Source organism: Demequina globuliformis (assembly GCF_000975155.1).
In the GTDB taxonomy this organism is placed as follows: Bacteria; Actinomycetota; Actinomycetes; order Actinomycetales; family Demequinaceae; genus Demequina; species Demequina globuliformis.
Window position 1 is genome coordinate 223,823 of record NZ_BBRG01000003.1, and the last position, 24,830, is coordinate 248,652.

Genomic DNA, 24,830 nt, shown 5'->3' on the forward strand with positions numbered 1-24,830 from the left:
GCGCGAAGTACTCCACCGATGGCTCAAAGGAGAGCGCAACGTGAAACGCACTTCCCTCACCCGCTGGGCCGGCGCGACAGCCGGCGCCCTGATCATCGCCACCCTCACCGTGGCCCCCGCTCGCGCCGACCTCGCGCAGCAAGACTTCTCCGACGGCACCGGCTCCTTCTGGAACTGGGGCCTCGACGGCTCAGGCATGACCGTGAATGACGACGGTCAACTCTGTGGCACCTCGACAGGCAACGGCATTGGCGCTGGCGGCCTCGGGGCAAGTTTCCCTCTCCCTGAGGGCCACAACGTCGCTGACCTCGAGCTGTATTCGACCGGAGAGGTCCAGGTCAAGGTCGTCTCTGGCCCCAACGACTCGATCGAGCACGCGCTCGAAGTCGTCGACGCGGACACCACCACCGAGGTCTCGATTGGCTTCGATGTGGCCCAGGCCGCTGATCCCGCGAAGATCATTGTCGACGTCAGCAACAATGCCGACGGCTCGCCTCGCACGGTGTGCCTCGACAATGTCGCAGTCACGAACCAGGTTGAACAAGTCACCAATGGCGGCTTCGACGACGGCCTCACCGGCTGGACGCACTACGGATTCGTGGAGGGTACGGCGCGGGTCACCGAGGAGGGCGCGTTCTGCGCCACCGTTCCCGCCGGTGCAGGCGACTACTCCGTCGCCCTCTTCCAGGACCTCACGCTTGCCGCCGGCGCGTACAGCTTCAGCTTTGACAGTTCCGGCGCCGGGCCCATCGTCGGCAAGGTGCAGCAGGAGGGCGGCGCATACACGTCCTACGGCGCCATCGATGCGGAGCCGAGCGACGCTCTCACTTCTCACTCCGTCGAGGTCGCGATCGCTGACGATCCCGTTGACCCTCGACTCACCTTCCAGGTCCACGGCAACCCCGAGAGCTGGGAGTTCTGCGTGGATAACGTGTCCTACGTAGGCGGAGCCGCGGCGGAGCCGTACGAGCCGGACACCGGCCCTCGGGTGCGCGTGAACCAGGTTGGGTACCTCACCCACGGCCCCAAGAACGCGACTGTCGTGACCGACGCCTCGGAGCCTGTGGCATGGTCACTCGCCGGCGAGTCGGGCGAGGTGGCCTCGGGCACCACGACGGTGCTCGGCGACGACGCCTCTGCTGGAATAGCCGTCCACGGGATCGACTTCACTGACGTCACCACCCCAGGCACCTACACGCTGAGCGCTGACGGCGAGACGTCGTACGAGTTCAGCATTGGCACCGAGGCGTATGAGGACCTCAGGACCGACGCACTCAACTACTTCTACCTCGCACGCTCCGGAATCGAGATCGACGCCGCGATCGTTGGCGAGGAGTACGCCCGGGAGGCCGGCCACGTCTCCGAGGCAGGCGGCGATGCCACCAACCAAGGTGACCTCAACGTGCCCTGCCAAAACGCCGCGGACGCAGCCAAGGTCTACACCGACGGCTACGGCTGGGAGCCATGCGACTACACGCTTGACGTCGTTGGCGGTTGGTACGACGCCGGCGACCACGGAAAGTACGTGGTCAATGGCGGCATCGCTACCGCCCAACTCTTGGGAACCTACGAGCGAACCAAGACCGCAGCATCGGCCGACCACGAGGCCCTCGCAGACGGCACCCTGAACGTGCCGGAGTCCTCCAACGGCGTGCCGGACGTGCTCGACGAGGCGCGCTGGCAACTCGAGTTCATGATGTCGATGCAGGTGCCGGAGGGGGCGCAGTTCGCAGGCCTCGTGCACCACAAGATCCACGACGACGGATGGACCGGGCTGCCCTTGGCGCCTGCCGATGACCCGCAGGTGCGCGAGCTACACCGCCCGTCGACGGCCGCCACGCTCAACCTGTCTGCCGCAGCCGCGCAGGGCGCGCGCTTGTTCGCCCCGTACGACTCCGACTTCGCGCAAGAACTCCTTGAGACGGCGCGGTCGACATGGGAGGCGGCACTCGCCACGCCCGACCTGTATGCGCCCGTTGCGGACGGCGCAGATGGCGGCGGGCCCTATGACGATGACGACGTCACGGACGAGTTCTACTGGGCCGCCGCGGAGTTGTTCATCACCACGGGCGAGCGCGAGTTCGAGGACTACCTCCGTGACTCCGACGTCGACGAGGCGGCTGACGTCGCCGACGGTTTCTACTGGGGTTCGCTGGCCGCGCTGGCCAAGCTCGACCTCGCGACGGTGCCGAACGACTACGCCAACCGCGAGGACATCCGCGACCAGGTGATTGCTGGCGCTGATGAACTCCTGGAGATCCAGCAGGACCAGGAGTTTGGCCTCGCGTTGGCCGACGACGGCTTCGAGTGGGGCTCCAACTCTGCCGTGCTGAACAACCAGGTGATCCTTGGGACCGCGTATGACCTCACGGGTGACGCGGCCTACGCGGCCGGCGTGGTCGAGTCGATGGACTACCTGCTGGGCCGCAACGCACTCAACGTGTCCTACATCACCGACTACGGCACGGTCACGAGCCAGAACCAGCACAGCCGGTGGTTCACGAACCAGCTCGACGAGTCTCTGCCACACCCGCCCGCGGGTTCCGTCGCAGGTGGCCCCAACGCGGACACTGGGACCTGGGATCCGGTCATTATCGCCACCTACCCCGATCGCGATTGCGCACCGCAACTGTGCTACATCGACCACATCGAGTCGTGGTCGACCAACGAGATCACTGTGAACTGGAACTCGGCGTTGTCGTGGGTGGCGTCATGGATGGCGGACTACGACCAGGGCTCTCCCATCGTGGAACCGTGCTCGGTGTCCTACACGGTTCACGGCTCGTGGCCAGCGGGATACAACACGCAGATCTGGGTTGAGAACACCTCGGACCAGGCCATCAAGGACTGGGAGTTGATGTGGGCCTACCCGGCCGACGACCAGGTCTCCCGCCAAGCCTGGAGCGCACAGTGGAGCCAAGAGGCCGAGTGGGTGACGGCCGCAGGCGAACGCTGGAACGGCACGCTCCGGGCCGGCCAGCGCGCCACGATCGGGTTCATCGGCACTCCGGGCACGCTCGCCGATGCCCCGCCAGAACAGTTCTGGCTCAATGGCCAGCCGTGCACGCTCTCGCACCACGGCAGTGGCAAGGCAAAGAAGGATCGCGGCTAGCGCACCACTAAAAGCAGTGGCCCGGCGTGGGGAGACCCTCGCCGGGCCATTGCGTGTGCGGCGTAGGGTGGCGGCATGAGCACCCGTGCGCGCCCTGTCGTTGTCTTCGACGGCGACTGTGGCCTGTGCAATGGGTTTGTCGCCTGGCTCATCCGCCATGATCCGCACGGTCGCTTCCTCATCGCAGGCAGTGCGGGCGAGGTGGGCCGCAGTGCGCTTGCTGCCATGGGGCTTGGCTCGCACGTAGCCGACTCCACGCTCGTGGTCGCCACCGTGGACGGGCCGCGGCTACGGTCCGATGCCGTGGCTGAGGTGGCCGGAGGGCTCGGGTGGCCGTGGCGCGCCGCTACGGCAATGCGCGTCGTGCCACGTGGCGTGCGGGACAGCGTCTACGACCAGATCGCGAAGCGTCGCCCCCGCCGCGAGGCGGAGGATTCCGCGTGCGGCACTCCGCCGCCCGCGCTCGCACGGCAATGGCGCGCAAGACTCGCCACGCAACACGATGTCGCGGCACTCACCGAGTCCAGAAACGAAAAAACTCCCCACCGTGATCGGTGAGGAGTCTGTCCGTAGCCCCGACGGGATTCGAACCCGCGCTACCGCCTTGAGAGGGCGGCGTGCTAGGCCGCTACACAACGGGGCCCTAGCTGCCAAAGCCACCTTCAGCGGGGGCTGGCGCGAGATAAGACTCTACAGCATGTTTCTCGAAAACTACTAATCGGGTCCGCGCGGAACCTGGCCGCAGCATCGGCCCTGTCCCCCACCATCCCAGACCAGCCGCAGGACCCCTTCCACTCTTGCGCGCTTGCCACTTGGTTATGTAAACTTGAGCGCAAGCGACTCAACTTCCCGAGCCGCCCCACGACAACGACCCGCACCCCAAGGAGGTGTTCACCATGACCGCTACCCCGCAGGCTCCCCAGACGGAGCAGCAGTCGGCGCTCGAGCAATTTGGCCAGGACTTCACCGCCCTGGCGGAACAGGGCGCCCTGGATCCTGTGATTGGCAGGGACGAGGAGATTCGCCGCGTCATGCAGGTGCTGACCCGCCGCACCAAGAACAATGCGGTGCTGATCGGCGAACCCGGCGTGGGCAAGACCGCCATCGTCGAAGGCCTCGCCCAGCGCATCGTGGCCGGGGACGTCCCCGCCTCCCTGCGCGACCGCCGCGTGATCGAGATCTCCATGAGTTCCGTCGTAGCCGGGGCGGCCTTCCGCGGACAGTTCGAGGAACGCCTCAAGGCCATCCTGAGCGAGGTCGAGGAGGCCGAGGGCAAGGTGCTGCTCTTTGTCGACGAGCTGCACACCATCGTGGGTGCAGGCAAGACCGAAGGCTCCATGGACGCCGGCAACATCCTCAAGCCCATGCTGGCACGCGGCAAACTGCGCATGATCGGCGCCACCACCCTCGCTGAGTATCGCCAACACGTGGAGTCAGACAGCGCCTTGGAGCGCCGCTTCCAGCCTGTGTACGTGGGCGAGCCCAGCATCGAGGACACGGTCGCGATCTTGCGCGGCCTGCAAGAAAAGTACGAGGTCCACCACGGCGTGAAGATCACCGACGAGGCCATTGTCGCGTCCGCGCGCCTGTCCGACCGGTACATCTCCGACCGGTTCCTGCCGGACAAGGCCGTGGATTTGATTGACGAGGCGACCAGCGCGCTCAAGATGCAGCTGGACTCCATGCCGATCGAGCTCGACCGCTCCCGCAGGCGCATCATGCAACTCGAGATCGAGCGCACCCAGGTGGCCAAGGACAAGGCCGCGCGGGAGCGCCGCGATGAGATCGACGCGGAGATTGCGCGACTGCGCGACGAGTCCGAGGCACTCAACATGCGCTGGGCGCGCGAAAAGGACCTAATTGTGCGCGTGTCTGCGGCCACCGAGCGCCTGGAGAGCCTGCGGGGCGATCTGGAGCGGGCGGAGCGCCTGGGCGAGCTCGAACGGGCTGGCCGCATCCGCTACGGGGACATCCCTGCTGCCGAGAAGGATATGGCCGATGCCAGGGCTGAGCTCGACGCGATCGCTCCCGACGAGCGCCTGCTGCGTGAGGAGGTCACCGGTGAGGACATCGCCGGCGTGGTCGCCAAGTGGACCGGCGTGCCTGTCGAGAAGCTCTTGACGCAGGAGTCCGCGAAGCTGGGCCACCTGGAGGACCGGTTGCACGAGCGCGTGGTCGGTCAGCACCGCGCGATCGCGAGCGTGTCCGACGCGATCCGGCGTGCGCGGGCGGGGATCTCTGACGAGCACCGCCCCATTGGTTCCTTCCTGTTCCTGGGCCCCACCGGCGTGGGCAAGACGGAGTTGGCGCGCGCACTCGCGGAGCAGCTGTTCGACGACGAACGCGCCATGGTGCGCATCGACATGTCCGAGTACATGGAGCAGCACGCGGTCGCGCGCCTCATTGGCGCTCCCCCGGGCTACGTGGGCTACGACCAGGGCGGACAGCTGACGGAGGCGGTGCGACGGCGGCCGTACAGCATCGTGCTCTTCGATGAGGTCGAGAAGGCTCACCCCGACGTATGGAACGTGTTGCTGCAGGTGCTCGACGACGGGCGCCTGACCGACGGCCGGGGCCGCACCGTGGACTTCACGAACACGATCCTGATTATGACGTCCAACCTGGGAGCCGATGTGGTGCTCGCGTGGGACGGCGTACACCGCGATGCGCTCGAGACCGATCTCCACGAGGTACTGCGGCGGGCGTTCCGCCCGGAGTTCCTCAACCGCCTGGACGACGTGGTCATCTTTGACCGCATTGACCCCGAGGCGATGGAGGGCATTGTCGACAGCGAGATTGCTTCTACTGCGCGCCGGCTGGCCCAGCACAAGGGCATCGCGCTGACCGTGACGCCTGCGCTGCGCGAGTCGTTGGTCACCGACGGGTTCGACCCGGCATTCGGCGCGCGTCCGCTCAAGCGTCTGATCCAGACGCGGGTCCTCAACGCGCTCGCGAAGGAGATCGTGGACGGGCGCCTGGAGGACGGTGCTGCGGTGATCGCGGACTGGGACGGAGAGGTCAGGCTCACCGTCACAGGGCCCTAGCCGGCCATCGCCGCTTCGATCACGTCCACCACGGCGTCTGCCCCGTATCCCTGGGCGGACTCCACGGGCGTTTCGCCGTCAAGCTCTTGGTGCGTGAGGTCCGCGCCGGCGTCGATGAGCACCTGCGCGGCGCCAGGCTGGTTGCCGGCGCCGGCGAAGAACACGGGCGTCGCGCCCCAACGCTCATTGGCCAGGTTCACGTCCTCCCCCGCATCAATGAGTGCGCTCAGTACCTGCAGCGAGCCCTCCCGGGCCGCCACATGCATGGGCGCGGCATTGAACTGCGAGGTATCGAACACCTCTGCCGACGCACCGGAGTCCAGGAGAAGGTCGACCATCTCGCCGCTGGCGTCACTCGAGGCCGCAACGTGCAGCGCGTTCTGGCCCACCGGGTTGAGTGCGGCCGGGTCCGCGCCGGCGTCGATGAGCAATTCGGCGATCTCGACGCTGTCGCGTGAGACCGCGATGGTGAGCGCCGTGGTGCCAAGAGAAAAGTCCTCGGCGGGGTCAGCGCCGCCCTCAAGTGCTGCCTGCACTCCTGCCGCGTCCCCTGCCTCCACCGCGGAGCGCAGGTCCACCGGCGCTTCCGTCACGCTGGCCGCGGCCTGCTCCGGGGTCGTCGTTGAAGTGGCCTCTTCGCCGTCAGGGGCCGACGAGCAGGCAGTGATCATGAGCGCCGACAGGCACGCCACGGCGAACGTTGAACGAAGGGCCATCGGGGACTCCCATGCATAAAGGGGCTGGTATCAGGCGCCTTGGACGGGCGCGACCCATTCATACCACAGAGATCAACCGCAGGTAAGGGCGAGGTCGAGATATGTGGATAACCCGCCGTCAGCCCCACCGGGAAAAGCAAAAAGACCCGCCGGAGCGGGTCTTTTTCGCTGGCTGGCCTACCTGGACTCGAACCAAGACTAAAGGAACCAGAAACCTTCGTGCTGCCAATTACACCATAGGCCAGTGCGGCCGGGATCTTCCCCGACCGGCGCACTACTGTACCGCGATTGACCCCATCATCCAAAATCGGCCTTGACGCTCTCGACGACGCTAGTCCCAGTACACCTCCGCGAGCGTCTCCGCTTCCACGAACCCGGCCGCGATGAGTGCGTTGCACGCAGGCGCGAGCGCCGCTGTGACGCTCTTGAGGTCGCTCGCAGAACCCCACGGCATACGGACGCCGGCGCTGATCGTGACATCCGCGCATCGGATGACGTCGACCCTGGTGAGATAGGAGCCCACGCCGAGCTGCTCGGCCTCGGTGCCGACACGCAAAGCGACGGCGGAGCCATTCTCGATGAGTCCGGTCGTCTGGGCGTACGTGTCCGCACGCGTGCGCACCGCCGGCACCCACACGGTCTCCTCGGCAAGCGCTTGCTCCACCACGTCGTGGACACGCCCCCAATATTGCTGTGCGGACGGATCCTCGGCCGTCGGGTCCTCTCGATCCGGCCGCAACAGTGCGACGGCGTGCGTGACGTCCGCGGGATGTGCGCTGGCCCACGCTTGCTCCGCCACAGTGGTAGCGAAGTCGGGATCCGCTCCCGCCTGGGACGCAAGCTCGCGCACGCGCTGAGCGTCATCTGCTTCTACCGATTCCACCGCGACGGGGCAGTCACGGGTGCCGGGCACGGTCTCGTCGACCGTTCCGTACGTGTCGAGGTAGAGGTCAGGCTGGCGCAAGAGCGGGACGGGCGCGGCGCTGTTGCGCGGCTCAGGCACCAGTCCGAGGTACTCCGCGATGTCCGGCACCTGATCGCGCAGGTTGATGATTTCCGCCTCGTAGGGATAGCCCAACTCTGCCGAACATGCGACCGCCTCGACTCGCGCCTCATACTCGGCGTACGCCTGCGCCGTGGCGATCTGCGCCCCGCTCAAGGGGCCGTCGGAGGCGCTGGGCCCCGGCTCGGCATCGTTGACTGCTCCGGTGGAGCCAGGAACGAACCAGATCACACCGGCGGCGATCAGCGCCCCGCATCCGAATGCGATGGCCAGGCGCGCCGGGTCGAGCACCCTGTGCCGGGAGTCGTTCTCTGTGGTGTGCGCGTGGTCCAGCGTGCGAGAGGAGCCTTGTGGCTCCAAGCGCATGGCATTGATGACCCTGCGCCACCACGGCTCGCGCGGCGGGCGCGGCGAGTTGACCTCCACAAACTCGTGCGTCATCGCCACCTCCGCGCCGCGAGGCTACGCCTCACCTTCCCAGGCTAGGCCGCGCCCGCGCACCGGTCTAGGGCTGCGACGCCAAGCGCCCGCCTCAACTAAGCAGTTCGAGCACGCTCAGCAGCGATTCCACGCGTGACGTGCCATCGGGAGCGGTGTCGTGACCGGCGCGCCGGGTGCCCGGCCGATCAAGCCACACGCCGTGCAGGCCGGCTCGCGCCGCTCCCCCAGCATCGAGGTCAGGCTCGTCGCCCACGTACGCCGTCACTGCGGGCTCGACGGCGAGGAGTCGACAGCCCTCGACGAAGACGCGAGGATCTGGCTTGCCCACCCCAAATGTGTCCACCCCGACCAGCATCGGCACCCGCTGCAGGCCGCAGGCAGACAGTTTGAGCACCTGGTAGGCACTGTCCGCATTGGACACCGCGCCGTAAGGAATTCCGCGCTCGTCGAGGGCATTGAGCAACGGCGCGGCGTCCTCGAATGCCCGCCATCCGGCACGGAAGTGGCGCTCGAACCCCGCATCCCAGATGTCGTAGGCCTCGTCGTCGAGCGTGGGCCCTCCGAATGTCGCGTGCAGGTCATTCGCGCGCCGCTTACGCTGCTCCCGGTGCGTCATCTCGCCGCGGGTGTGCGCGCGGTACCAGCCGCCACGGTCGTCGCGCCAGTGAGCGAGCACGGCCTCCGGATTGGCTCCGGCGTCGAGATACTCGGCGGCGACCTCCGTGAGCGCGTGGCGAAAGGCTCCGCGGGTGTCCACGAGGGTGTCGTCAATGTCGAGCAGCACGGCCGTCGCTAGGTTCGCTGTCATCGCTTGCCTCTCCGGTGAATATTCATCGCCACCCACTCCTCGCCGTCTTCGGTGGAGCGCTCGGTCTCCACGAATCCCAGTCGCTCGTACGAGCGGATCGCACGCGGGTTCCGCGCAAGTACCTCGAGAGTCAATCGCGCGAGCCCCATGGTCTCCCACGCGTGGCCAACCACGAGCGCCCCGGCCTGCGTGCCCAATCCACGGCCGTACCAGGCGGGCCCGCGCAAGGCGATGCGGTAGTTCGCAGCGACCGCAACCCGGGCATCGGCCGCTGCTGCCTCACGGAAAACTGGCTCGTTGAGCACCACCTCCCCGGCGACCTCGCCCGTCGCGTTCTCCACGATGGCGAGGTCAAGCCGCTCGGGCGCGGACGCTCGCGAGCGGACCCACGCGTCGATCTGCTCGCGCGTGAAGGTCGCAGAAGTCGCGGTGAGATCGTTGCCCTCCGCGTCGTGGACCATCTCCCACACGGCGTCGGCGTCGCGCTGCGCCTGCTCGCCGTCACATGCGTAGGGGCGCAGGGTGACGAGCGAGCCGGTCAGTGTGGGCTTGGCCCACACGCCAAGCCGCGACTCACTCACGCGTTACAGCGAGGCGCGCAGACGACGCAGACGCTCCAACGAGTGCTCCTTGCCCAGGATCTCCATGGACTCGAACAGCGGGGGCGACACCTGGCGGCCGGTCACGGCGACGCGCAGCGGACCAAAGGCGAAGCGGGGCTTGATGCCCATCTCCTCCACCAGCACGGCCTTGAGGGCCTCCTGCTGCGACTCGGGGCCAAAGTCCTCGAGGCCCTCGAGCACGGTCGCGGCTGCGTCGAGGATCTCGGCGGCGTTCTCGGGGAGCTTTGCCAGCGCCTTCTCGTCATACGTGACCTCGTGGTCATCGATAAATAGGAAGCCGAGCATCTCGGGAGCCTCGCCCAGCAGCTGCATGCGGGTCTGCACCAACGGCGCGGCCTCGGCGAGCACCTGCTCCTCGTGCGGCTCCAACTCGCGGGTGTCGGGTGAGGACACGAAGCCGCCCGCGTGCAAGTACGGCACCATGCGGGACACGAACTCGCCCACCGGAAGCATGCGAATGTGGTCGCCGTTGATCGACTCTGCCTTTTTGAGGTCGAAGCGGGCCGATGTCGGGGTGACGTCGCGAATATCGAAAGCCTCGACCAGTTCCTCAGGGGTGAAGACGTCCCGGTCGGGGCCAATGCTCCAGCCCAACAGCGCGAGGTAGTTCAGCAGGCCCTCGCGGATGAAGCCGCGGTCGCGGTGCAGGAACAGGTTGGACTCGGGGGCGCGCTTGGACAACTTCTTGTTGCCCTCCCCCGTCACCATGGGCATGTGGCCAAACTCGGGCACGCGGTCGGCGATTCCGAGTTCCACCATGGCGCGGTAGAGCGCAATCTGGCGCGGGGTCGAGGACAGCAGGTCCTCGCCACGCAGCACGTGCGTGATCTTCATGAGCGCGTCGTCGACCGGGTTGACCAGCGTGTACAGAGGCACGCCGTTGCCGCGGACAATCACAAAGTCCGGGATGGACCCGGCTGGGAAGGTGACGTCGCCGCGGATGAGGTCCGTGAACGTGATGTCCTCGTCGGGCATACGCACGCGGATGACTGGCTGGCGTCCCTCCGCGCGGTAGGCGGCCTTCTGCTCCTCGGTGAGGTCGCGGTCAAAGCCGTCGTAGCCGAGCTTGGGATCGCGCCCGGCGGCCTTGTGGCGTTCTTCCACTTCCTCGGGAGTGGAGAACGACTCGTAGGCGTAGCCGCCCTCGATCAGCTTCGCAGCCACATCCATGTGGAGGTCGTGACGCTCGGACTGCCGGTACGGCGCGTATGGCCCGCCCACCTCGGGGCCCTCGTCGTAGTCGATGCCCATCCAGTTGAGGGCGTCGAGAAGCTGGAGGTATGACTCCTCCGAGTCGCGCTCCGCGTCCGTGTCCTCGATGCGGAACACGATCTTGCCGCCCATGTGGCGCGCATACGCCCAGTTGAACAGGGCGGTACGAATGAGCCCCACGTGGGGGGTACCGGTGGGCGAGGGGCAAAAGCGCACGCGCACGTCGGTGGCGGCGGCGGTCTCAGCAGTCACTGTGAAGATTCTCCGTGGGGTGGTGCGGTTAGCGGCGGATGACGGGGTTGCGCAAGACGCCAAGGCCCTCGATGTCGACCTCGACAATGTCGCCGTGGTGCAGTTTCGTCACGCCTGCGGGGGTGCCGGTCAGGACCAGGTCACCGGGAAGCAGCGTGGTGACCTCGGACGCCATGGCAATGGCTTCGGCGATGCCGTTGATCATGTCGCGGGTGTTGCCTACCTGAGTCTCTTCGCCGTTGATGCGCGAAGAAATGCCCAGGGCGTCGGCATCCAACTCGGTCTCGATCCACGGTCCGATGGGTAGCGAGGTGTCGAAGGCCTTAGCGCGGAACCACTGGTCCTCTTGGCGCTGCACGTCGCGTGCAGTGATGTCGTTCGCGCACGTATAGCCGTAGATGTACTGCTCGGCGTTTTCAGGTGCGACGTCCTTGCACATGCGGCCAATCACGACAGCGAGCTCTGCCTCGAGCTGGACGTCGTCGGTGTACGCAGGCAACACGATGGGGTCGTCGGGGCCAATGATGGCGGTATTGGGCTTGAGGAACAGGATCGGCACCTCAGAGGCGGGACCGCGGGCAGGGATCTCCTTGGCGTGAGCCTCGTAGTTCTTACCCAGGCAGACGGCCTTGGAGCGCGGGATGACGGGCGCCAGCAGGCGAACGTTGTCCGACAGCGGGATCCGTTCGCCGGTGACGTTGCCAGGGGTGTACATGGGGTCGCCGGTCAGGACGACCAGTTCCTCCTCACCGGGGGCTCCATCAACGATCGCGTACTGGGGTTCGTCACCTGTGGTGAATCGGGCAATGCGCATGCCCACCAGCCTAGTCGCTGCGCGTGTGACCGGCGTCGGCCGCACGCGCGTCATCTCTTGTGAGTGTCAGTTCCCAGATCTAGGGTGGGTGCATGAGCAGCACGGACGCGGGCCAGGGGCAGCCCGCCACTCCCGCCACCATGGCTGAACTCGTCGCGGACGCGGACACCGCGCTCGAGGAGTTCCTTCACGCAGCTGACTCCCGTCCGGATCACGCCGTCTCCGACGCCTTCGCTGGATCGCGGGTGGCCGACATCTTCGCTCACCTCACAGGATGGCATGAGCTCTTTGTGGGGTGGATTACGACCGACGCGCGTGGGGCGACGCCCGCGTTCCCCGCACCCGGCTACGAGTGGGAGCAGCTGGCTGAACTCAACATGGCGTTGATCGACCGCCATCGCCACCGGTCCTATGACGACCTACGCCGCACCCTGGTGGATTCGCACGCGCGGGTGCGGGAGGTGCTCCTGGCGCAGCGGGAGGAGTCCGTGTTCGACCGCAACGCGCACGCATGGCTCGGAGATGAGTCGCTCGCATTCGTCGCCCACGAATGCCTGGGCCACCACTATCGCTGGGGCATCACGATGCTCGGCGAGTGCGCCGCTCCGTGACAGAAGGGTTCGTGCCGCCGGGCGCGCCCGGCGAGCCCCGTCCCGGGGCGAGGGCCGGTTCCTCCGCCACCCTGGCATCGGCCCCCCGCATTGGCGGATTGGACCTAGCGCGAGGCTTGGCGGTGCTGGGCATGGTCGCGGCACACGTGGGCAACGACGGTAAGCGTGCCACGCTCACCGGGGAGTGGTCGTGGCTATGGGTGTCGCACGGCGTCCCGTCCGCGCTGTTCGCGATTCTCGCGGGTGTATCGATGACCCTGATGCTCACTGCGCGCGGCACCGTCGCGTGGGAGTCGGTGGGCCGCGAGCGCCTGCGCGCGACCAGAATCCGTATCGCGGCGCGGGCCGCCATCCTGATTCCACTGGGGTACGCGCTGTCGGGGCTCGGCACCCCCGTCGTCGTGATTCTCGCGAACCTGGGAGTTATGTTCCTTCTGGCTCTGCCGTTGCTGAAAGCGCCTACGTGGCTGCTTGCAACCCTGGGTGGCCTATGCGTGGCAGTCGGGGGTTGGGCGGCGCGCGGACTCGCGGAAGTGATGCCGGACCTGCCAGTGATCGACATGCTCTGGGGAGAGCACTATCCGGCGATCGCCTGGATGGGATACATCTGTGCGGGGCTGATCGTGGGCAGGCTGTCGATGGCGTCGCTGCGCACGGTGTGGATGTTGCTCGCGGCGGGGCTCGGTGCCCTCGTGGTCGCCAACCGGCTCCTGCAGTTGGGCCGGTGGGAGGGCTGGGACATGTCCGGGCCGTGGATGGATCAGGAGCCGCACTCGTACTCCCCCGTCGAGATGCTGTCGAACCTTGGCGTGGGGCTCGGGGTGATCGCGCTGTGTTTGGTGATCGCCTACCCAGGCCACGGCACGGTCGGTCGCGTGCTGCGCGCAGCGACGTGGCCGGTGGCTGCCGTGGGCACCATGGCCCTGACGGCCTATGTAGCGCACCTGCTGGTGATCGCTCTCGTGGGCTACGAGATGGTGTGGGAACCCACCAACCAGGCGCTGGTCGCGCTGTGGCTCGCGCTCATCGCGGCCTGTTCACTGTGGCGGTGGCGACTAGGCGCGGGCCCGCTCGAGCGTGTGCTCACTATCGCGTCGGCCGCGGCGGCGCGGCGCTGGGCCTAGCACGCGCCCTCGGCAGCGAGCGGCCGTCACCCGCCAGGCCACAATCACCCGCACGGACGATGCCTCCTGCGCGAAGCTCTGGCACGGTAGCGACCATGACCCATCGTGATGCGACCACCACCGACACCCGCCACGTCATCTCCGCGCGAGCGGACGCCTTCATGGTGGTGCCGATCATCACAGACGCGATGAAGGTCGCGGGCTTCAAGGTGACCTCACGTGGCGGCGAGGCCCCCATCCAGCTGAGGCATGGGTCGCTGCTCAAGCACTTTGTCGCCGTGACGCTCGTGGATCTGGTCAGTGGTGGTGGCGCCGGCGGCGACACCACCACTGACGCGGTCATCCACGCCCAGATTCGAGTGGTCGACGAACGCAGCGGGCGCACGACGGTCGCGTTGGATCATCTCCAGGCGCCGGCCACGGGCATCGACGACGAGGACCCCGTATGGAAGGGCGCTATCGCGGCGGTCGTGAGCGCGCTCGAGGCCCACGGGGTGGCAGCGCACGTCGTCACGGACCCGTCCGCCGGCGGGAATTGAGACAATGGTGGGGTGACCGCCCCTCCCACCTCCGCCGCGACCGCACCCCGAACGGTGCTGACGCGCGACGACTGGGAGGCCAGGGCATCGGCCCACGCGCAGCGGGCTGACTCCCTCACCGAGGGTCACCGCGAACGCTCCCCCGAGGGCCGCCGGCACGCCGTCGAGGATTTTCTCTTCGACTACTACGGCGTGAAGCCGCGCCATATTCGGCGTTGGCACCCCGGCCTAGGCGTGGGTCTCGAGGGGGCCGATGCCCACGCAGACTTCCGCTGGTACGCCACAGACGGCGCGGGGGTGACGGCGGTTGCGGGCGAACAGTTTGTCGCCGACCGCGGCCAGGTGACCGGCTACATTCGCGATCTGCTGCACGCGACGGCGAAGCGCCGCCCCATGCTCGGCTGCTTCGGGATGCACGAGTGGGCCATGGTCTACCAGGCGGAAGAGACGGACCGGCGCCATGGGCTTCCCCTGCGTCTGGGACGCGATGGGACCGACGCCGTCGTTGAGGCGCATGACCTGGTGTGCACCCACTTTGATGCGTTCCGCTTCTTCACGCCACAAGCGACGCCGCTGAATGCCCACGCGTTGACGCGCGAGAGCCAGCCCGCGATGGACCAGCCTGGGTGCCTGCACGCCACGATGGACCTGTTCAAGTGGGCAGTGAAGTTGGGTCCCACGGTTCCCGGCGACACGCTGCTCGACTGCTTCGAGTTGGCTGCCGATGTCCGGCGCGTGGACATGCAGGCCTCGCCGTACGACGTGTCGTCCTACGGCTTGCGCGCCATCGCGGTGGAAACACCCGAGGGCAAGCGTGAGTATGCGCGCCTCCAGCGCGAATTCGCGGACCGCGCGACGCCGCTGAGAGCCCGGCTCATCGACATCTGTGACGCCGTGCTGGCGCTGCGTTCCTTGTGAGAGCCTGCCGTGCACGCCGCTTGCGAGCTGCGCTGACAGTCGTTGAGTGCCGGAATGCTCGCGAACACGACACTCAACGACTGCCACGGCGTCCGCCTACGCCAGCTGCATGGTGGTCACGCAGGTAGCGTCGTCATCTTCCGACGTTGACAGTTGCTGCGTCGCCGTCTTGCCGTCGTAATCAATGGTGACGTTGAACTCGCCGTCGCGAGGTAGCCACAGGCCCACGAATCCGTTCGCGTAGGTCGTCATGTCCTCGTCGACCACGGCATCTCCCGTCTGGGCATCCGTCACGGACACGTGGATGTCCTCTTCCTGGAGTTCTCCCGTGCAGGTGGTCAGCGAGTGGAAGTAGCAGTCGTGGGTGGAATCCACATAGGGCGCCAAGGACACGTAGAAGGCGTCCGTAGGCATGGGCAGGGACGACTCGGAGCCATCCTCAGTGGTGAGCAGGAGCTGGTTGGGCTGGATGGATGCCATGAAGTCCGCCGGCCGGTCGTCGATCGCGAGAGAGTCCAACGTGTCGATCAGCTCGCGCGTGTTGAGTCCATCAAGGTCGTGGGCGGCGAGGGCGTCCTGCGCGGCTTCCGAGATGTGGGCCTCGGTTGGTGCTGCGGGTGTGGAGCTGGCCGATGCCGCGTCGGGCTCCGCCGTGGGGGTGGGTGAGCAGGCCACGAGGCCAACACTCAGTGCGGCAGTCGAGGCGATGAGGGCAATGGGGCGCACGGAGGCGCGGAAAGTACGGGTCATGATTGTTCCTTCAGTCGTGATTACGTGAGAGGCCGTGCGGACACGCAGGTGTCGCGCCACGGCGTTGGATTCCATGCGGGCTGGGCGGCCCGCAGGACTCACGTCACGTCCGACTGATGCCCAAACGTGTGAGATCCACCGGTGAGGGAATGGCGCGCGGGAGCGACTGCACCGCGCGCCGGATGACTCGGATTCTGCGCGACCAGGACGGGAGCGCACGCGGCAAAGCGACGGCAAGCAGCATCGATACGACCGTGACCAGCATGCAGGTGAGCAGGACGGTTTCCGAGTGGTCACCGCAGTTGACACAGTCGGCGGGTCCGGCGTGGAGAGCCGAGGCCTGACCTGCGGGGGCCGCGATTACGGCGTCACGAGTGGCGACAGCCTGGGGCGTGTCAGCGGGCACTGCCTCGTGAGCGGCGTGGGCGACGACACCCTGGGTGCTACTGGCCTGCGACGCTGCCACCGAGGCGTGGCCGACTCCCATGGCCATGGTCGCGGCGACAGCGAGCGCGCCCAGCCACGAGAACGCGCGCACCAGGCGGTGGCGGCGGTCCATGACGGCGGCCGGGTCGTTCATGACAGCGAGGTTACCCTGGCCCGGGGGTGCCGTGGGTGGGACCCTCGTCACCCCTGACCTCAGGATCTGCGGTCTCGATGGCCGCTTCTTCTGTCGCCGGCACCGCTCGGCGGCCTGCGGAGGCAACCGCACCGACGCCAGCCACCGTGACGAGGACAATGCCGACGCTGATCGCCGCGGTCAGTTGCTGATCCAGTAGGACGAGGCCCGCCAGCGCGGCGATCGCGGGGGCGAGCGCCAGCAAGATCGCGAAGGTTTCCGCCTTCATGCGGCGCAGCGCTGTGAGTTCGATGCCATAGGGGATGGCCGACGACAGCACCGCCACAGCGAACCCCAGCAGTAGCGCGTGGGGATCCAGCAATGCGGCGCCTGCCACCACGCCTGCGACCGGAAGCGTCAGCACCGAGCCGACCACCATCGCGAGCGCCAAGCCCACCACTCCGGTCATGGCCGCTCCCGCGGCGCGCGCCGTCAGGATGTAGGCGGCCCACATCACCGCAGCGCCCACGGCATAGGCCATGCCGACGGGATCCAGCGCCTGCTCCGCACCCGGGAGCAGCCCGGACCCGCCTAGCAAGGCCACGCCAGCGGCCGCGAGCGCAGCCCACATGAGGCCGCGCCAACTCCGGCTAGCCACCACACTCAGCACGAGAGGGCCCATCACCTCGATCGTGACGGCCACCCCCAACGGGATGCGTTCAAGCGCGAGGTAGAAGAAGACATTCATCGCGGCAAGTGAGAATCCGAAGGCACCCACATGCCGCCACGACACGCTCGCGCCGCGTCGCAGGCTCACCAGCGCCATGGGCATCAATACGAGTGCGGAGAACACCAGGCGCATGGCCACCACGCCCCACGGGCCCACCTCGGGGATGAGCGACACGGCGACGGCGGCGCCAGCTTCTTGGCACACCAGCCCCACAATGACGACCAGCGGCATCACTGCCACGCGCGACGTACCGGCGGCGGGGTTCACGGCCGCGGCCTATCGACCACAGTGGTCTCCCCTACCAGTGCCGTGACGGCTCCTGAGGTGATGGCCGCCACCTCCGCGCGCGCGGCATCGACATCCTGGGGTGACACGCGCAATGCCAAGGTCGCGGCCGCCCCGTATCGCGGGTCGTCGAGCACCGCGCCGTGCGCGTCCGCCCAGGTATGCAGCGAGGCGAGGACGCGCCCGGCATCGGCATGCGGCACTTCTGCGGTGACGTGAGTCAGCGGCACGCGGTCCACCCAGGCAGCCTCATCGAGGGCGGCCGCGACTGACGCGCCGTAGGCCCTCACAAGCCCACCCGCGCCCAGCTTCACGCCACCAAACCAGCGGCTCACCACCGCCACCACGTCGGTGACGTCGCGGTGACGAAGCACCTCGAGCATCGGCACCCCAGCCGTGCCGGCAGGCTCGCCGTCGTCGCTTGAGCGCTGCCGGTCCGCGCGCTCACCCACCACGAGCGCAGTGCAGTGGTGACGCGCGTCCCAGTCGCGTTTGCGGATGGCAGTAACCACGGCATCGGCCCTCTCCACGGAGTCCACCGGCGTCAGGCGGGCAAGAAAGACAGACTTCTTGATCTCCAGGCGGTGCTCCACGGGCTGCGCGATCGTGCCGGGCAGCGGGGTCGTGGTCATGGAGCCAGGCTACTCAGCGCCTGACCTGCTCCACGCCCATATTGGCGAGGGCGTCGGCCCGCTCATTGCCGGGATCTCCCGCATGGCCCTTGACCCACACCCACTCGATCTGGTGACGTGCCACCTGCTCGTCGAGGGCAACCCACAGGTCCTTGTTCTTAACGGGCTTCTTGTCGCCGGTCTTCCAGCCGTTGCGTTTCCAACCCTTGATCCACTTGGTGACGCCGTTCATGACGTACTGCGAATCGACGTGGAGGGTGATGTCACATTCGCGTTTGAGCGCGGCCAGCCCCTCGATGACGGCGGTCAGCTCCATGCGGTTGTTGGTGGTGTCCAACTCGCCGCCAAAGAGTTCCTTCTCCCGTCCCTCGGAGCGCATCAGTGTGCCCCAGCCGCCAATGCCGGGGTTGCCCTTGCAGGCACCGTCGGTCCACATGTCCACGTGCGTCAGGTCTTGGGATGTCACGCCGCCACGATAGGGCACACTGGGGCCATGTCCCGCAAGGCTGGCTCAGCAACCTCCGGCACCCCTGCGATTCAGCTTCTGGAGCGCGAAGGCGTCCCGCATGGCGTGCACCCATATGAGCATGACCCCGCCTCCGACCTGTCGTACGGGCTCGAGGCCGCGGCCGCGCTCGGGGTCGACCCGTCCGTGGTGTTCAAGACGCTGTGTGTCGAAGCCGACGGAGAGCTCACGATGGCGATCGTGCCCGTGTCTGGATCCTTGGACCTCAAGGCGGTGGCGCGAGCGGCGGGGGCAAAGAAGGCGCACATGGCTGACGCCGCGCTCGCGGAACGCGCGACGGGGTACGTGGTGGGCGGCATCTCGCCCCTGGGCGGCCGCAAGCGCCTCCGGGCCGTCGTGGATGCCAGCGCCTTCGACCACGACCTCATGTACGTGTCCGGCGGGCGCAGGGGCCTCGACATCTCACTTGCACCCGCGGACCTGGTGCGCCTCACAGGCGCGTCCACCGCACCTATTGGGAAGGACTCATGAACCTCGCTACTCCGCCCGCCGCACACGACTACGCCGCAGAACTGGCCGACGTCAAGGCACGCGTCCACGTCGCGGAGGCCATGGCTGGTCGCGCCGGGTCGGGCGTGCAGATACTCGTTGCCACCAAGGCGTGGGCCGCGGATGCGGCCGTCGGCGCGGTGCGTGCGGGTGCGCGACTCGTGGGCGAGTCTCGGATGCAGGAACTCGCCGACAAGGGCGAGTCGCTTCGGGACGCGGGTGCGGTCGTCCACGTCATTGGGCAACTGCAGCGCAATAAGGCGGCGATCGCTGTCGAGTACGCCGCATGCGTCCAGACGGTCGACTCGTTGAAGCTTGCCGAACGCCTCTCGCGCCTGTGCGTTGAGGCGCAGCGCGACCTGCAAGTGATGATCCAGGTCAATGTCTCCGGCGAGGAGTCCAAGGCCGGGGTAGCCCCGGAGGACGCGCTAGCGCTGGCCGCCCAGGTGCAGGCGCTGCCGGCGCTCGAGGTCGTCGGATTCATGACCATTGGGCTGAACTCACCGGTCGAGGCAGATGTGCGCGCGGGCTACGCGCGCCTGCGGGAAATCCGGGACCAGGCGCTGATCTCTTCCGAGCGCGGCGCCATCGATCTGTCGAGTGCCTGGCATCTGTCGATGGGGATGTCCGGCGATTTGGAATGGGCCATCGCGGAGGGTGCGACCATGGTGCGTGTGGGCACGGCCGTGATGGGCGACCGCCCCTAACCCGCGGCCCGCTGCCCAGCCGTCCCCTCCGCTCCCCTACCGTTTCCCCTGGCCGAACATACTCGGCGGGAAATCCGGGCCCCACGGCTCGTGGCCGACCATTTTCGGCGATTGCCGACCCGACGCACCCCCATGCGAGACCCCTCACACCTCCCCACTGCACCCAGGCATCGGCCCGGCACGCAAGAATGGTGAGCGATGACCTCTTCAACGCCGCCCCTTCTTGACCGCCTGCCCACGCCCGTGGCCGGTGAGGCGCCCGACCCCGACGCCCTCTACGAGGCATTCGCTGACTGGTCCCACGAACGCGGCCTGCCCCTATACCCGCATCAGGACGAGGCGCTGATCGAGATTGTCTCTGGCTCGCACGTGATCCTGGCGACGCCGACGGGATCAGGAAAGTCCCTGGTGGCAGCGGGTGCCCACTTCGCGGCTCTGGCGGCCAAGCAGGCCGGCACCGGTGGCCGCACGTTCTATACGGCACCGCTCAAGGCGCTCGTCAGCGAGAAGTTCTTCGACCCGATCGCGCTGTTCGGCACGGACAACGTTGGCCTCATGACCGGCGACTCCGCGGTGAACTCTGACGCCCCGATCATCTGCTGCACCGCTGAGATTCTCGCGAACCTCGCGTTGCGAGATGGCGCAGCCACGGACGCGTCGCTCGTAGTGATGGACGAGTTCCACTTCTACGCTGACCCGCAACGCGGGTGGGCATGGCAGGTGCCGCTGCTCGAACTTCCGGGCGCGCAGTTTGTGCTGATGTCGGCGACCCTGGGCGACACGGACTGGCTAGTCGAGGACCTCCAGCGGCGCTCGGACCGCGCCGTCGCACAGGTGACGACGGCGGAACGCCCAGTGCCATTGGCCTTTGAGTACTGCCTGGAGCCCCTCCAGGATGTGGTGGAGCGGACCATCCAGTCGGGCCAGGCTCCCGTCTACATCGTGCACTTCACGCAAAAGGATGCGGTCAGCCGCGCCCAGTCGCTCCTGAGCACTCAGGTCGCGTCAAAGACGGAACGCCAAGCCATTGCTGACGCGCTCGACGGTGTGAAGTTCGCGACCGGGTTCGGCAAGACCTTGAGCAAGTTCCTGCGGGCCGGCATTGGCGTGCACCACGCGGGGATGCTTCCCAAGTACCGGCGCATCGTGGAGAGGCTTACCCAGCAGGGCCTGCTCAAGGTGGTGTGCGGCACCGACACCCTCGGAGTAGGCATCAACGTGCCTATTCGCACGGTCCTGTTGACGCAGCTGGTGAAGTACGACGGCGAGCGCATGCGTCACCTCACGGCGCGCGAGTTTCATCAGATTGCCGGGCGTGCGGGCCGCGCGGGCTTCGACACCGAGGGCGACGTGATTGTCATGGCCCCCGAGCATGTGATCGAGAACCGCAAGGCCCTCGCGAAGGCGGGCGACGACCCCAAGAAGCGCAAGAAGATTGTCCGCAAGAGCGCGCCGCAGGGGTCCGTGAACTGGACCGATGCCACGTTCGAGCGCCTGCGCGACGCCGAGCCTGAGCCTCTCGTGAGCCGGTTCTCCGTCACGCACGCCATGGTGCTCAACGTTTTGTCGCGGGGGCAGGCGAATGCGGCGCTGGGCAGGGAGGCTCAGGACCCGGTCCAGGCCATGGCCGCGCTCCTCGCGGCGGTCCACGAGACGGACGCCCAGCGGTCCGCGCACGTGCGTCAGGCACTGCGGATCTACCGCTCCTTGCGCATCGCTGGCGTCGTGGAACACGTGCGCGTTCCTGACGCGGCACACCCGCGTGGTGAGCGCCCGTCGGCCCGTCTCACTGTGGACGTGCCCCGCAACTTTGCCCTCAACCAGCCCCTGTCTCCGTTCGCGCTGGCTGCCATGGACTTGCTCAATGTGGACAGCCCCGATCACGCGCTCGACGTGGTCTCCGTGATCGAGTCGACGCTGTCGGACCCGCGCCAGATTCTGCTCGCCCAGCAACACCAGGCCCGGGGCGAAGCCATTGGCGCCATGAAGGCGGACGGCATCGAATACGACGAGCGCATGGAACTGCTCGAGGAGTTCACCTGGCCCAAGCCGCTCGAGGACCTGCTGGAGCCGGCGTTCATCGCCTACCGCCGCACGAACCCGTGGATCTTGGATGCCGAGTTGTCGCCCAAGTCGGTCGTGAGGGACATGCTCGAGAAGGCGATGTCGTTCCGCGATCTTGTCTCGGCGTACGGCCTGGAACGCACGGAGGGCGTGGTGCTGCGCTATCTGGCCGAGGCGTACCGCGCGCTGAGGCAGACGGTTCCCGAGGAGCACCGGACCGCGGACGTGGCAGCGATCACGGACTGGTTGGGCGAGATGGTGCGCTCCACGGACTCCTCATTGTTGGATGAGTGGGAGCACCTGTCGAACCCGGAGATGGTGGTCGCGATTGATGTCGATTCCGCGGACGCGATGCGGGCTGCCCCGGCCTTGGGTGGACCGGCGCGGCCCATGACAGGAAATCCGCTCATGTTGCGGCGCCTGGTGCGCAATGCGCTGTTCCGGCGCGTGGAGCTCGCGGCCCGGGAGGACTACGCGGGCCTGGGCGCGCTCGATGGCGGGTCGGGGTGGGGCCCGGACGCCTGGCGGGAGGCGTTGGACCCGCTGTTCGAGGCGCAGGGGGACGATGCGATTCGCACGGGGGCCGATGCCCGCTCGGCCGCGCTGCTTACTTTTGTTGAGCCCGGGGGTGCCTCTGGGGGCGCCTCGGTGGACCGGGCCGATGCCGGGGCTCAGGCTGCCTTGGCGGCCACCCCTGATGCGGCGGTACCGGAGGGCACGTGGCTGGTGCGGCAGGTGATCGACGACCTGGACGGGGACCACGACTGGGCGATCATCGCGACCGTGGATCTCGAGGGGTCCGACGAGGCCGGGGCGCCGGTCATCAACGTGCTCGCGGTTGGTCCGCAGTAGCGTCAGGTCTTCGGAGTTCCGAAACTGCCTTTTCGGGGCATCTGCCAGGGTTTTCGGACCCTCCAAGACAGGCTTGCCTTCCTGGCGCGCGCCCGTCGATCGACCTAATCTGTCACGCATGGGCATGATCGATCCACTCCATATAGACGAAGACTCCGTGACGCGCCGGCTGAACGCGCTGCGCGCTGGGGTGTTGGGCGCGAACGACGGCATTGTGTCCGTCGCGGGCCTCGTCATTGGAGTCGCCGCGGCTACGCCGGACAACCATGCGGCGATTCTCGCCGCGGGCGTCGCCGGGCTCACCGCGGGTGCCCTGTCGATGGGGGTGGGCGAGTATGTGTCGGTGTCCTCGCAGTCGGACGCCGAGAAGTCCCAGCTGCACCGTGAGCGGCGTTGGCACCAGGTCCGCCCCGACTACGAGCTCGAGCAGTTGGTCGAGCTCAACATGGAGACGGGGATGCGCGAGGCGACGGCGCGGGTCGCGGCGCAGGAACAGACGGCGCACGACCCGGTCGCGATACACGCGCGCATGCACCTGGGCATTGACCCCGATGAGGTCACCAACCCCTGGCACGCTGCCTGGGCGTCGCTTGGAGCCTTTACTGCGGGTGGCCTGTTGCCGCTGCTCACGATTTTGCTGGTGCCAGCATCCGCTCAGGTGCCGGCCACGTACGCGGCAGTAGTCATTGCACTGGCTATTACCGGCTACGTCTCCGCGAAGTGGGCGCACTCCCCTCGCCGTAGGGCCGTGATCCGAAACATGGTCGGTGGCTCACTCGCGATGGCGATCACCTACGCGATCGGTTCGCTGATCGGCGTCGCCGTCTAGTTGCGCCCGTGCTGCGCGGCGCGCTATCCACAGTTTTATGGTTGCCCTCGCGGGCCAGGGGTCGGCGCGGCTAGGGTCGCGTGGCATGGGGGCTACACGAACTCGTATCTCGACGATGGTGGCGGCGGCCGCGTGCGCGGTTGCGGTGCTGACTGGTTGCACGGGCGGCGATGGGCCCGTTGAGGTGTCGCCTACGGCCGATGCCGGCTCACCTACCGCTACCGTCTCACCAAGCGCCTCGCCTTCCGTGACCGCGTCGCCTACGCCTCGCAGCACGGTGCTGGCGGTAGATGACGTGATTGCGCAACTCCCCGAGGAGGCACTCACCGAGGACTTCCCCGGTGCTGACGCATTCGCCTCGTATTTTCTCGACAACTATCAGGCGTTAGCTCGCGAGCAACCTTCGCTGTTCGCCGCTCTTTCAGATCCCGCCTGTCAGTTTTGTAACTCGGTTTCAGGGGCCTATGAGCAATCAACGGTGAACAACACAACTGTCGAAGGCGGCGACGTCGAGATCCTCAGCGACTACGGCTACGGCGGAATCCAAGACGACGGCACGTTTGGCATCGAATACCAAGTCAGGACGACGGATCTGGCAGAGCGCGACCCCGACGGAACTATCGTCCGCGAAGTGGAGGGCGGTGAGGGAGTCGCGAGCGTGATCATCCGCCATGAAGGCCACTGGATTGTCGAGGAGGTCGGGGCAGAACGGACCGACGAGTGACATGTCCAAAGATCGTTACGTGGATCGCTCGCGCGATTATGGGAGTCGCGGCAAGTGCGGCGCCGGTGGGCGACGGGAACGATTTCGACCTGTTTGGCGCTACAGAGAACTCTTCCGTGACGGTGCAGGTGAGCACCCACGGGGAGCAAGCCGAAGGCAGCGCGTCTTCCATCTCCGGACCCGCATCAAGGCCGACGCGTTGGGATCGAGCACCGCGTTGCGTGGGATGGGCGACGGTCGGCGAAGACCCCAATCGCGCGGCGCCAGAGTTCTATGGGTCGATTCCCAGTTGCGGAAGCACGGGCGAGGTTGCGCCTCCTGTGGAATGTCCCCCGGGAGAGGCTGTGCAACCACCGTTGTGGCGGTCGGAACCTGTCAGTGAGTCTGCCTACGGCCCGTGGACTATCGTCTCGGGCTACACCTGCACCCAAGACCCCATACACGCGGCAGCAATCAACGCATGGCA

At 67.2% G+C, this 24,830-nt stretch carries 23 protein-coding genes and 2 tRNA genes; 12 read left to right on the plus strand and 13 right to left on the minus strand.

Translation table 11 applies throughout. The features are described 5' to 3' along the window. Positions 1-40 precede the first annotated feature (40 nt). Complete coding sequence (locus AOP75_RS11100) at positions 41-3,112, plus strand: glycoside hydrolase family 9 protein (RefSeq protein ID WP_062079142.1); 3,072 nt, start codon at positions 41-43, stop codon at positions 3,110-3,112. A gap of 75 nt (positions 3,113-3,187) precedes the next feature. Then, entirely contained in the window at positions 3,188-3,670 is a 483-nt protein-coding gene (locus AOP75_RS11105) for a thiol-disulfide oxidoreductase DCC family protein (RefSeq protein WP_062079143.1), read from the plus strand. A 12-nt stretch (positions 3,671-3,682) separates the two neighbouring features. Here AOP75_RS11105 and AOP75_RS11110 read toward each other — a convergent pair. Further along, a tRNA-Glu gene (locus AOP75_RS11110) sits at positions 3,683-3,755 on the minus strand. A 253-nt stretch (positions 3,756-4,008) separates the two neighbouring features. On the opposite strand from AOP75_RS11110, the gene AOP75_RS11115 reads away from it, so the two are divergent. Next, positions 4,009-6,156 carry an ATP-dependent Clp protease ATP-binding subunit gene (locus tag AOP75_RS11115; protein ID WP_083966940.1) on the plus strand — a complete coding sequence of 716 codons (2,148 nt, stop codon included), beginning with the start codon at positions 4,009-4,011 and terminating at the stop codon, positions 6,154-6,156. On the opposite strand, the gene AOP75_RS11120 is transcribed toward AOP75_RS11115, so the two are convergent. The 7 genes from AOP75_RS11120 to AOP75_RS11150 all read right to left on the minus strand — a co-directional run bounded on the left by AOP75_RS11120 (position 6,153) and on the right by AOP75_RS11150 (position 12,025). Continuing rightward, positions 6,153-6,872, minus strand: a complete 720-nt coding sequence (locus tag AOP75_RS11120) for an ankyrin repeat domain-containing protein (RefSeq protein WP_062079145.1) — start codon at positions 6,870-6,872, stop codon at positions 6,153-6,155. The genes AOP75_RS11115 and AOP75_RS11120 overlap by 4 nt on opposite strands. A gap of 169 nt (positions 6,873-7,041) precedes the next feature. Further along, positions 7,042-7,116 (minus strand) — tRNA-Gln (locus AOP75_RS11125). 87 nt (positions 7,117-7,203) lie between these two features. Next, entirely contained in the window at positions 7,204-8,316 is a 1,113-nt protein-coding gene (locus AOP75_RS11130; protein ID WP_062079146.1) for a thioredoxin domain-containing protein, read from the minus strand. A 91-nt stretch (positions 8,317-8,407) separates the two neighbouring features. Next, positions 8,408-9,124, minus strand: coding sequence for an HAD family hydrolase (locus AOP75_RS11135; protein ID WP_062079147.1), 717 nt, complete (start codon positions 9,122-9,124; stop codon positions 8,408-8,410). Beyond that, positions 9,121-9,705, minus strand: coding sequence for a GNAT family N-acetyltransferase (locus AOP75_RS11140; protein WP_152650063.1), 585 nt, complete (start codon positions 9,703-9,705; stop codon positions 9,121-9,123). The genes AOP75_RS11135 and AOP75_RS11140 overlap by 4 nt, the downstream gene beginning before the upstream one ends. A gap of 3 nt (positions 9,706-9,708) precedes the next feature. Next, a complete protein-coding gene (gene gltX / locus AOP75_RS11145) occupies positions 9,709-11,211 on the minus strand; it encodes a glutamate--tRNA ligase (RefSeq protein WP_062079149.1) in 1,503 nt (500 codons plus the stop codon). Positions 11,212-11,239: 28 nt separating this feature from the next. Next, positions 11,240-12,025: a fumarylacetoacetate hydrolase family protein gene (locus AOP75_RS11150; RefSeq protein WP_062079150.1), complete on the minus strand. Its 786-nt coding sequence runs from the start codon at positions 12,023-12,025 to the stop codon at positions 11,240-11,242. 92 nt (positions 12,026-12,117) lie between these two features. Here AOP75_RS11150 and AOP75_RS11155 point away from each other — a divergent pair, with 92 nt between their 5' ends. The 4 genes from AOP75_RS11155 (at position 12,118) to AOP75_RS11170 (ending at position 15,217) form a co-directional block, all read left to right on the plus strand. Further along, the gene (locus AOP75_RS11155; protein WP_062079151.1) at positions 12,118-12,636 is read left to right on the plus strand and encodes a ClbS/DfsB family four-helix bundle protein; all 519 of its coding nucleotides are present in this window, start codon (positions 12,118-12,120) and stop codon (positions 12,634-12,636) included. After that, positions 12,621-13,760 (plus strand): heparan-alpha-glucosaminide N-acetyltransferase domain-containing protein, encoded by a 1,140-nt coding sequence (locus AOP75_RS11160; RefSeq protein ID WP_062079152.1) that lies wholly within the window; start codon positions 12,621-12,623, stop codon positions 13,758-13,760. The genes AOP75_RS11155 and AOP75_RS11160 overlap by 16 nt, the downstream gene beginning before the upstream one ends. Positions 13,761-13,855: 95 nt before the next feature. Then, positions 13,856-14,299 (plus strand): hypothetical protein, encoded by a 444-nt coding sequence (locus AOP75_RS11165; RefSeq protein ID WP_062079153.1) that lies wholly within the window; start codon positions 13,856-13,858, stop codon positions 14,297-14,299. A gap of 12 nt (positions 14,300-14,311) precedes the next feature. Beyond that, complete coding sequence (locus AOP75_RS11170; RefSeq protein ID WP_236683156.1) at positions 14,312-15,217, plus strand: 3-methyladenine DNA glycosylase; 906 nt, start codon at positions 14,312-14,314, stop codon at positions 15,215-15,217. Positions 15,218-15,313: 96 nt separating this feature from the next. Here AOP75_RS11170 and AOP75_RS11175 read toward each other — a convergent pair whose 3' ends face one another. From AOP75_RS11175 to rnhA, 5 genes are all read right to left on the minus strand, one after another. Next, the gene (locus tag AOP75_RS11175; RefSeq protein ID WP_174435804.1) at positions 15,314-15,967 is read right to left on the minus strand and encodes a CueP family metal-binding protein; all 654 of its coding nucleotides are present in this window, start codon (positions 15,965-15,967) and stop codon (positions 15,314-15,316) included. A gap of 103 nt (positions 15,968-16,070) precedes the next feature. Next, positions 16,071-16,547, minus strand: coding sequence for a hypothetical protein (locus AOP75_RS11180; RefSeq protein ID WP_062079154.1), 477 nt, complete (start codon positions 16,545-16,547; stop codon positions 16,071-16,073). Positions 16,548-16,557: 10 nt separating this feature from the next. Next, positions 16,558-17,523: an EamA family transporter gene (locus AOP75_RS11185; RefSeq protein ID WP_369345463.1), complete on the minus strand. Its 966-nt coding sequence runs from the start codon at positions 17,521-17,523 to the stop codon at positions 16,558-16,560. Beyond that, entirely contained in the window at positions 17,520-18,173 is a 654-nt protein-coding gene (locus AOP75_RS11190) for an IMPACT family protein (protein WP_062079155.1), read from the minus strand. Before AOP75_RS11190 ends, AOP75_RS11185 begins: the two co-directional genes overlap by 4 nt. Before the next feature lie 13 nt (positions 18,174-18,186). Next, a complete protein-coding gene (rnhA, locus tag AOP75_RS11195) occupies positions 18,187-18,639 on the minus strand; it encodes a ribonuclease HI (RefSeq protein WP_439645203.1) in 453 nt (150 codons plus the stop codon). 27 nt (positions 18,640-18,666) lie between these two features. On the opposite strand from rnhA, the gene ybaK reads away from it, so the two are divergent. The 5 genes from ybaK to AOP75_RS11220 all read left to right on the plus strand — a co-directional run bounded on the left by ybaK (position 18,667) and on the right by AOP75_RS11220 (position 24,364). Beyond that, positions 18,667-19,170: a Cys-tRNA(Pro) deacylase gene (ybaK, locus tag AOP75_RS11200; protein WP_062079156.1), complete on the plus strand. Its 504-nt coding sequence runs from the start codon at positions 18,667-18,669 to the stop codon at positions 19,168-19,170. Beyond that, positions 19,167-19,895 carry a YggS family pyridoxal phosphate-dependent enzyme gene (locus AOP75_RS11205; RefSeq protein ID WP_062079157.1) on the plus strand — a complete coding sequence of 243 codons (729 nt, stop codon included), beginning with the start codon at positions 19,167-19,169 and terminating at the stop codon, positions 19,893-19,895. The genes ybaK and AOP75_RS11205 overlap by 4 nt, the downstream gene beginning before the upstream one ends. A 198-nt stretch (positions 19,896-20,093) precedes the next feature. Continuing rightward, the gene (locus AOP75_RS11210; protein ID WP_062079158.1) at positions 20,094-22,811 is read left to right on the plus strand and encodes a DEAD/DEAH box helicase; all 2,718 of its coding nucleotides are present in this window, start codon (positions 20,094-20,096) and stop codon (positions 22,809-22,811) included. 124 nt (positions 22,812-22,935) lie between these two features. Next, entirely contained in the window at positions 22,936-23,640 is a 705-nt protein-coding gene (locus AOP75_RS11215) for a VIT1/CCC1 transporter family protein (RefSeq protein WP_236683157.1), read from the plus strand. Positions 23,641-23,725: 85 nt separating this feature from the next. Next, complete coding sequence (locus AOP75_RS11220; RefSeq protein WP_152650064.1) at positions 23,726-24,364, plus strand: hypothetical protein; 639 nt, start codon at positions 23,726-23,728, stop codon at positions 24,362-24,364. The last annotated feature ends 466 nt before the right edge of the window (positions 24,365-24,830 follow it).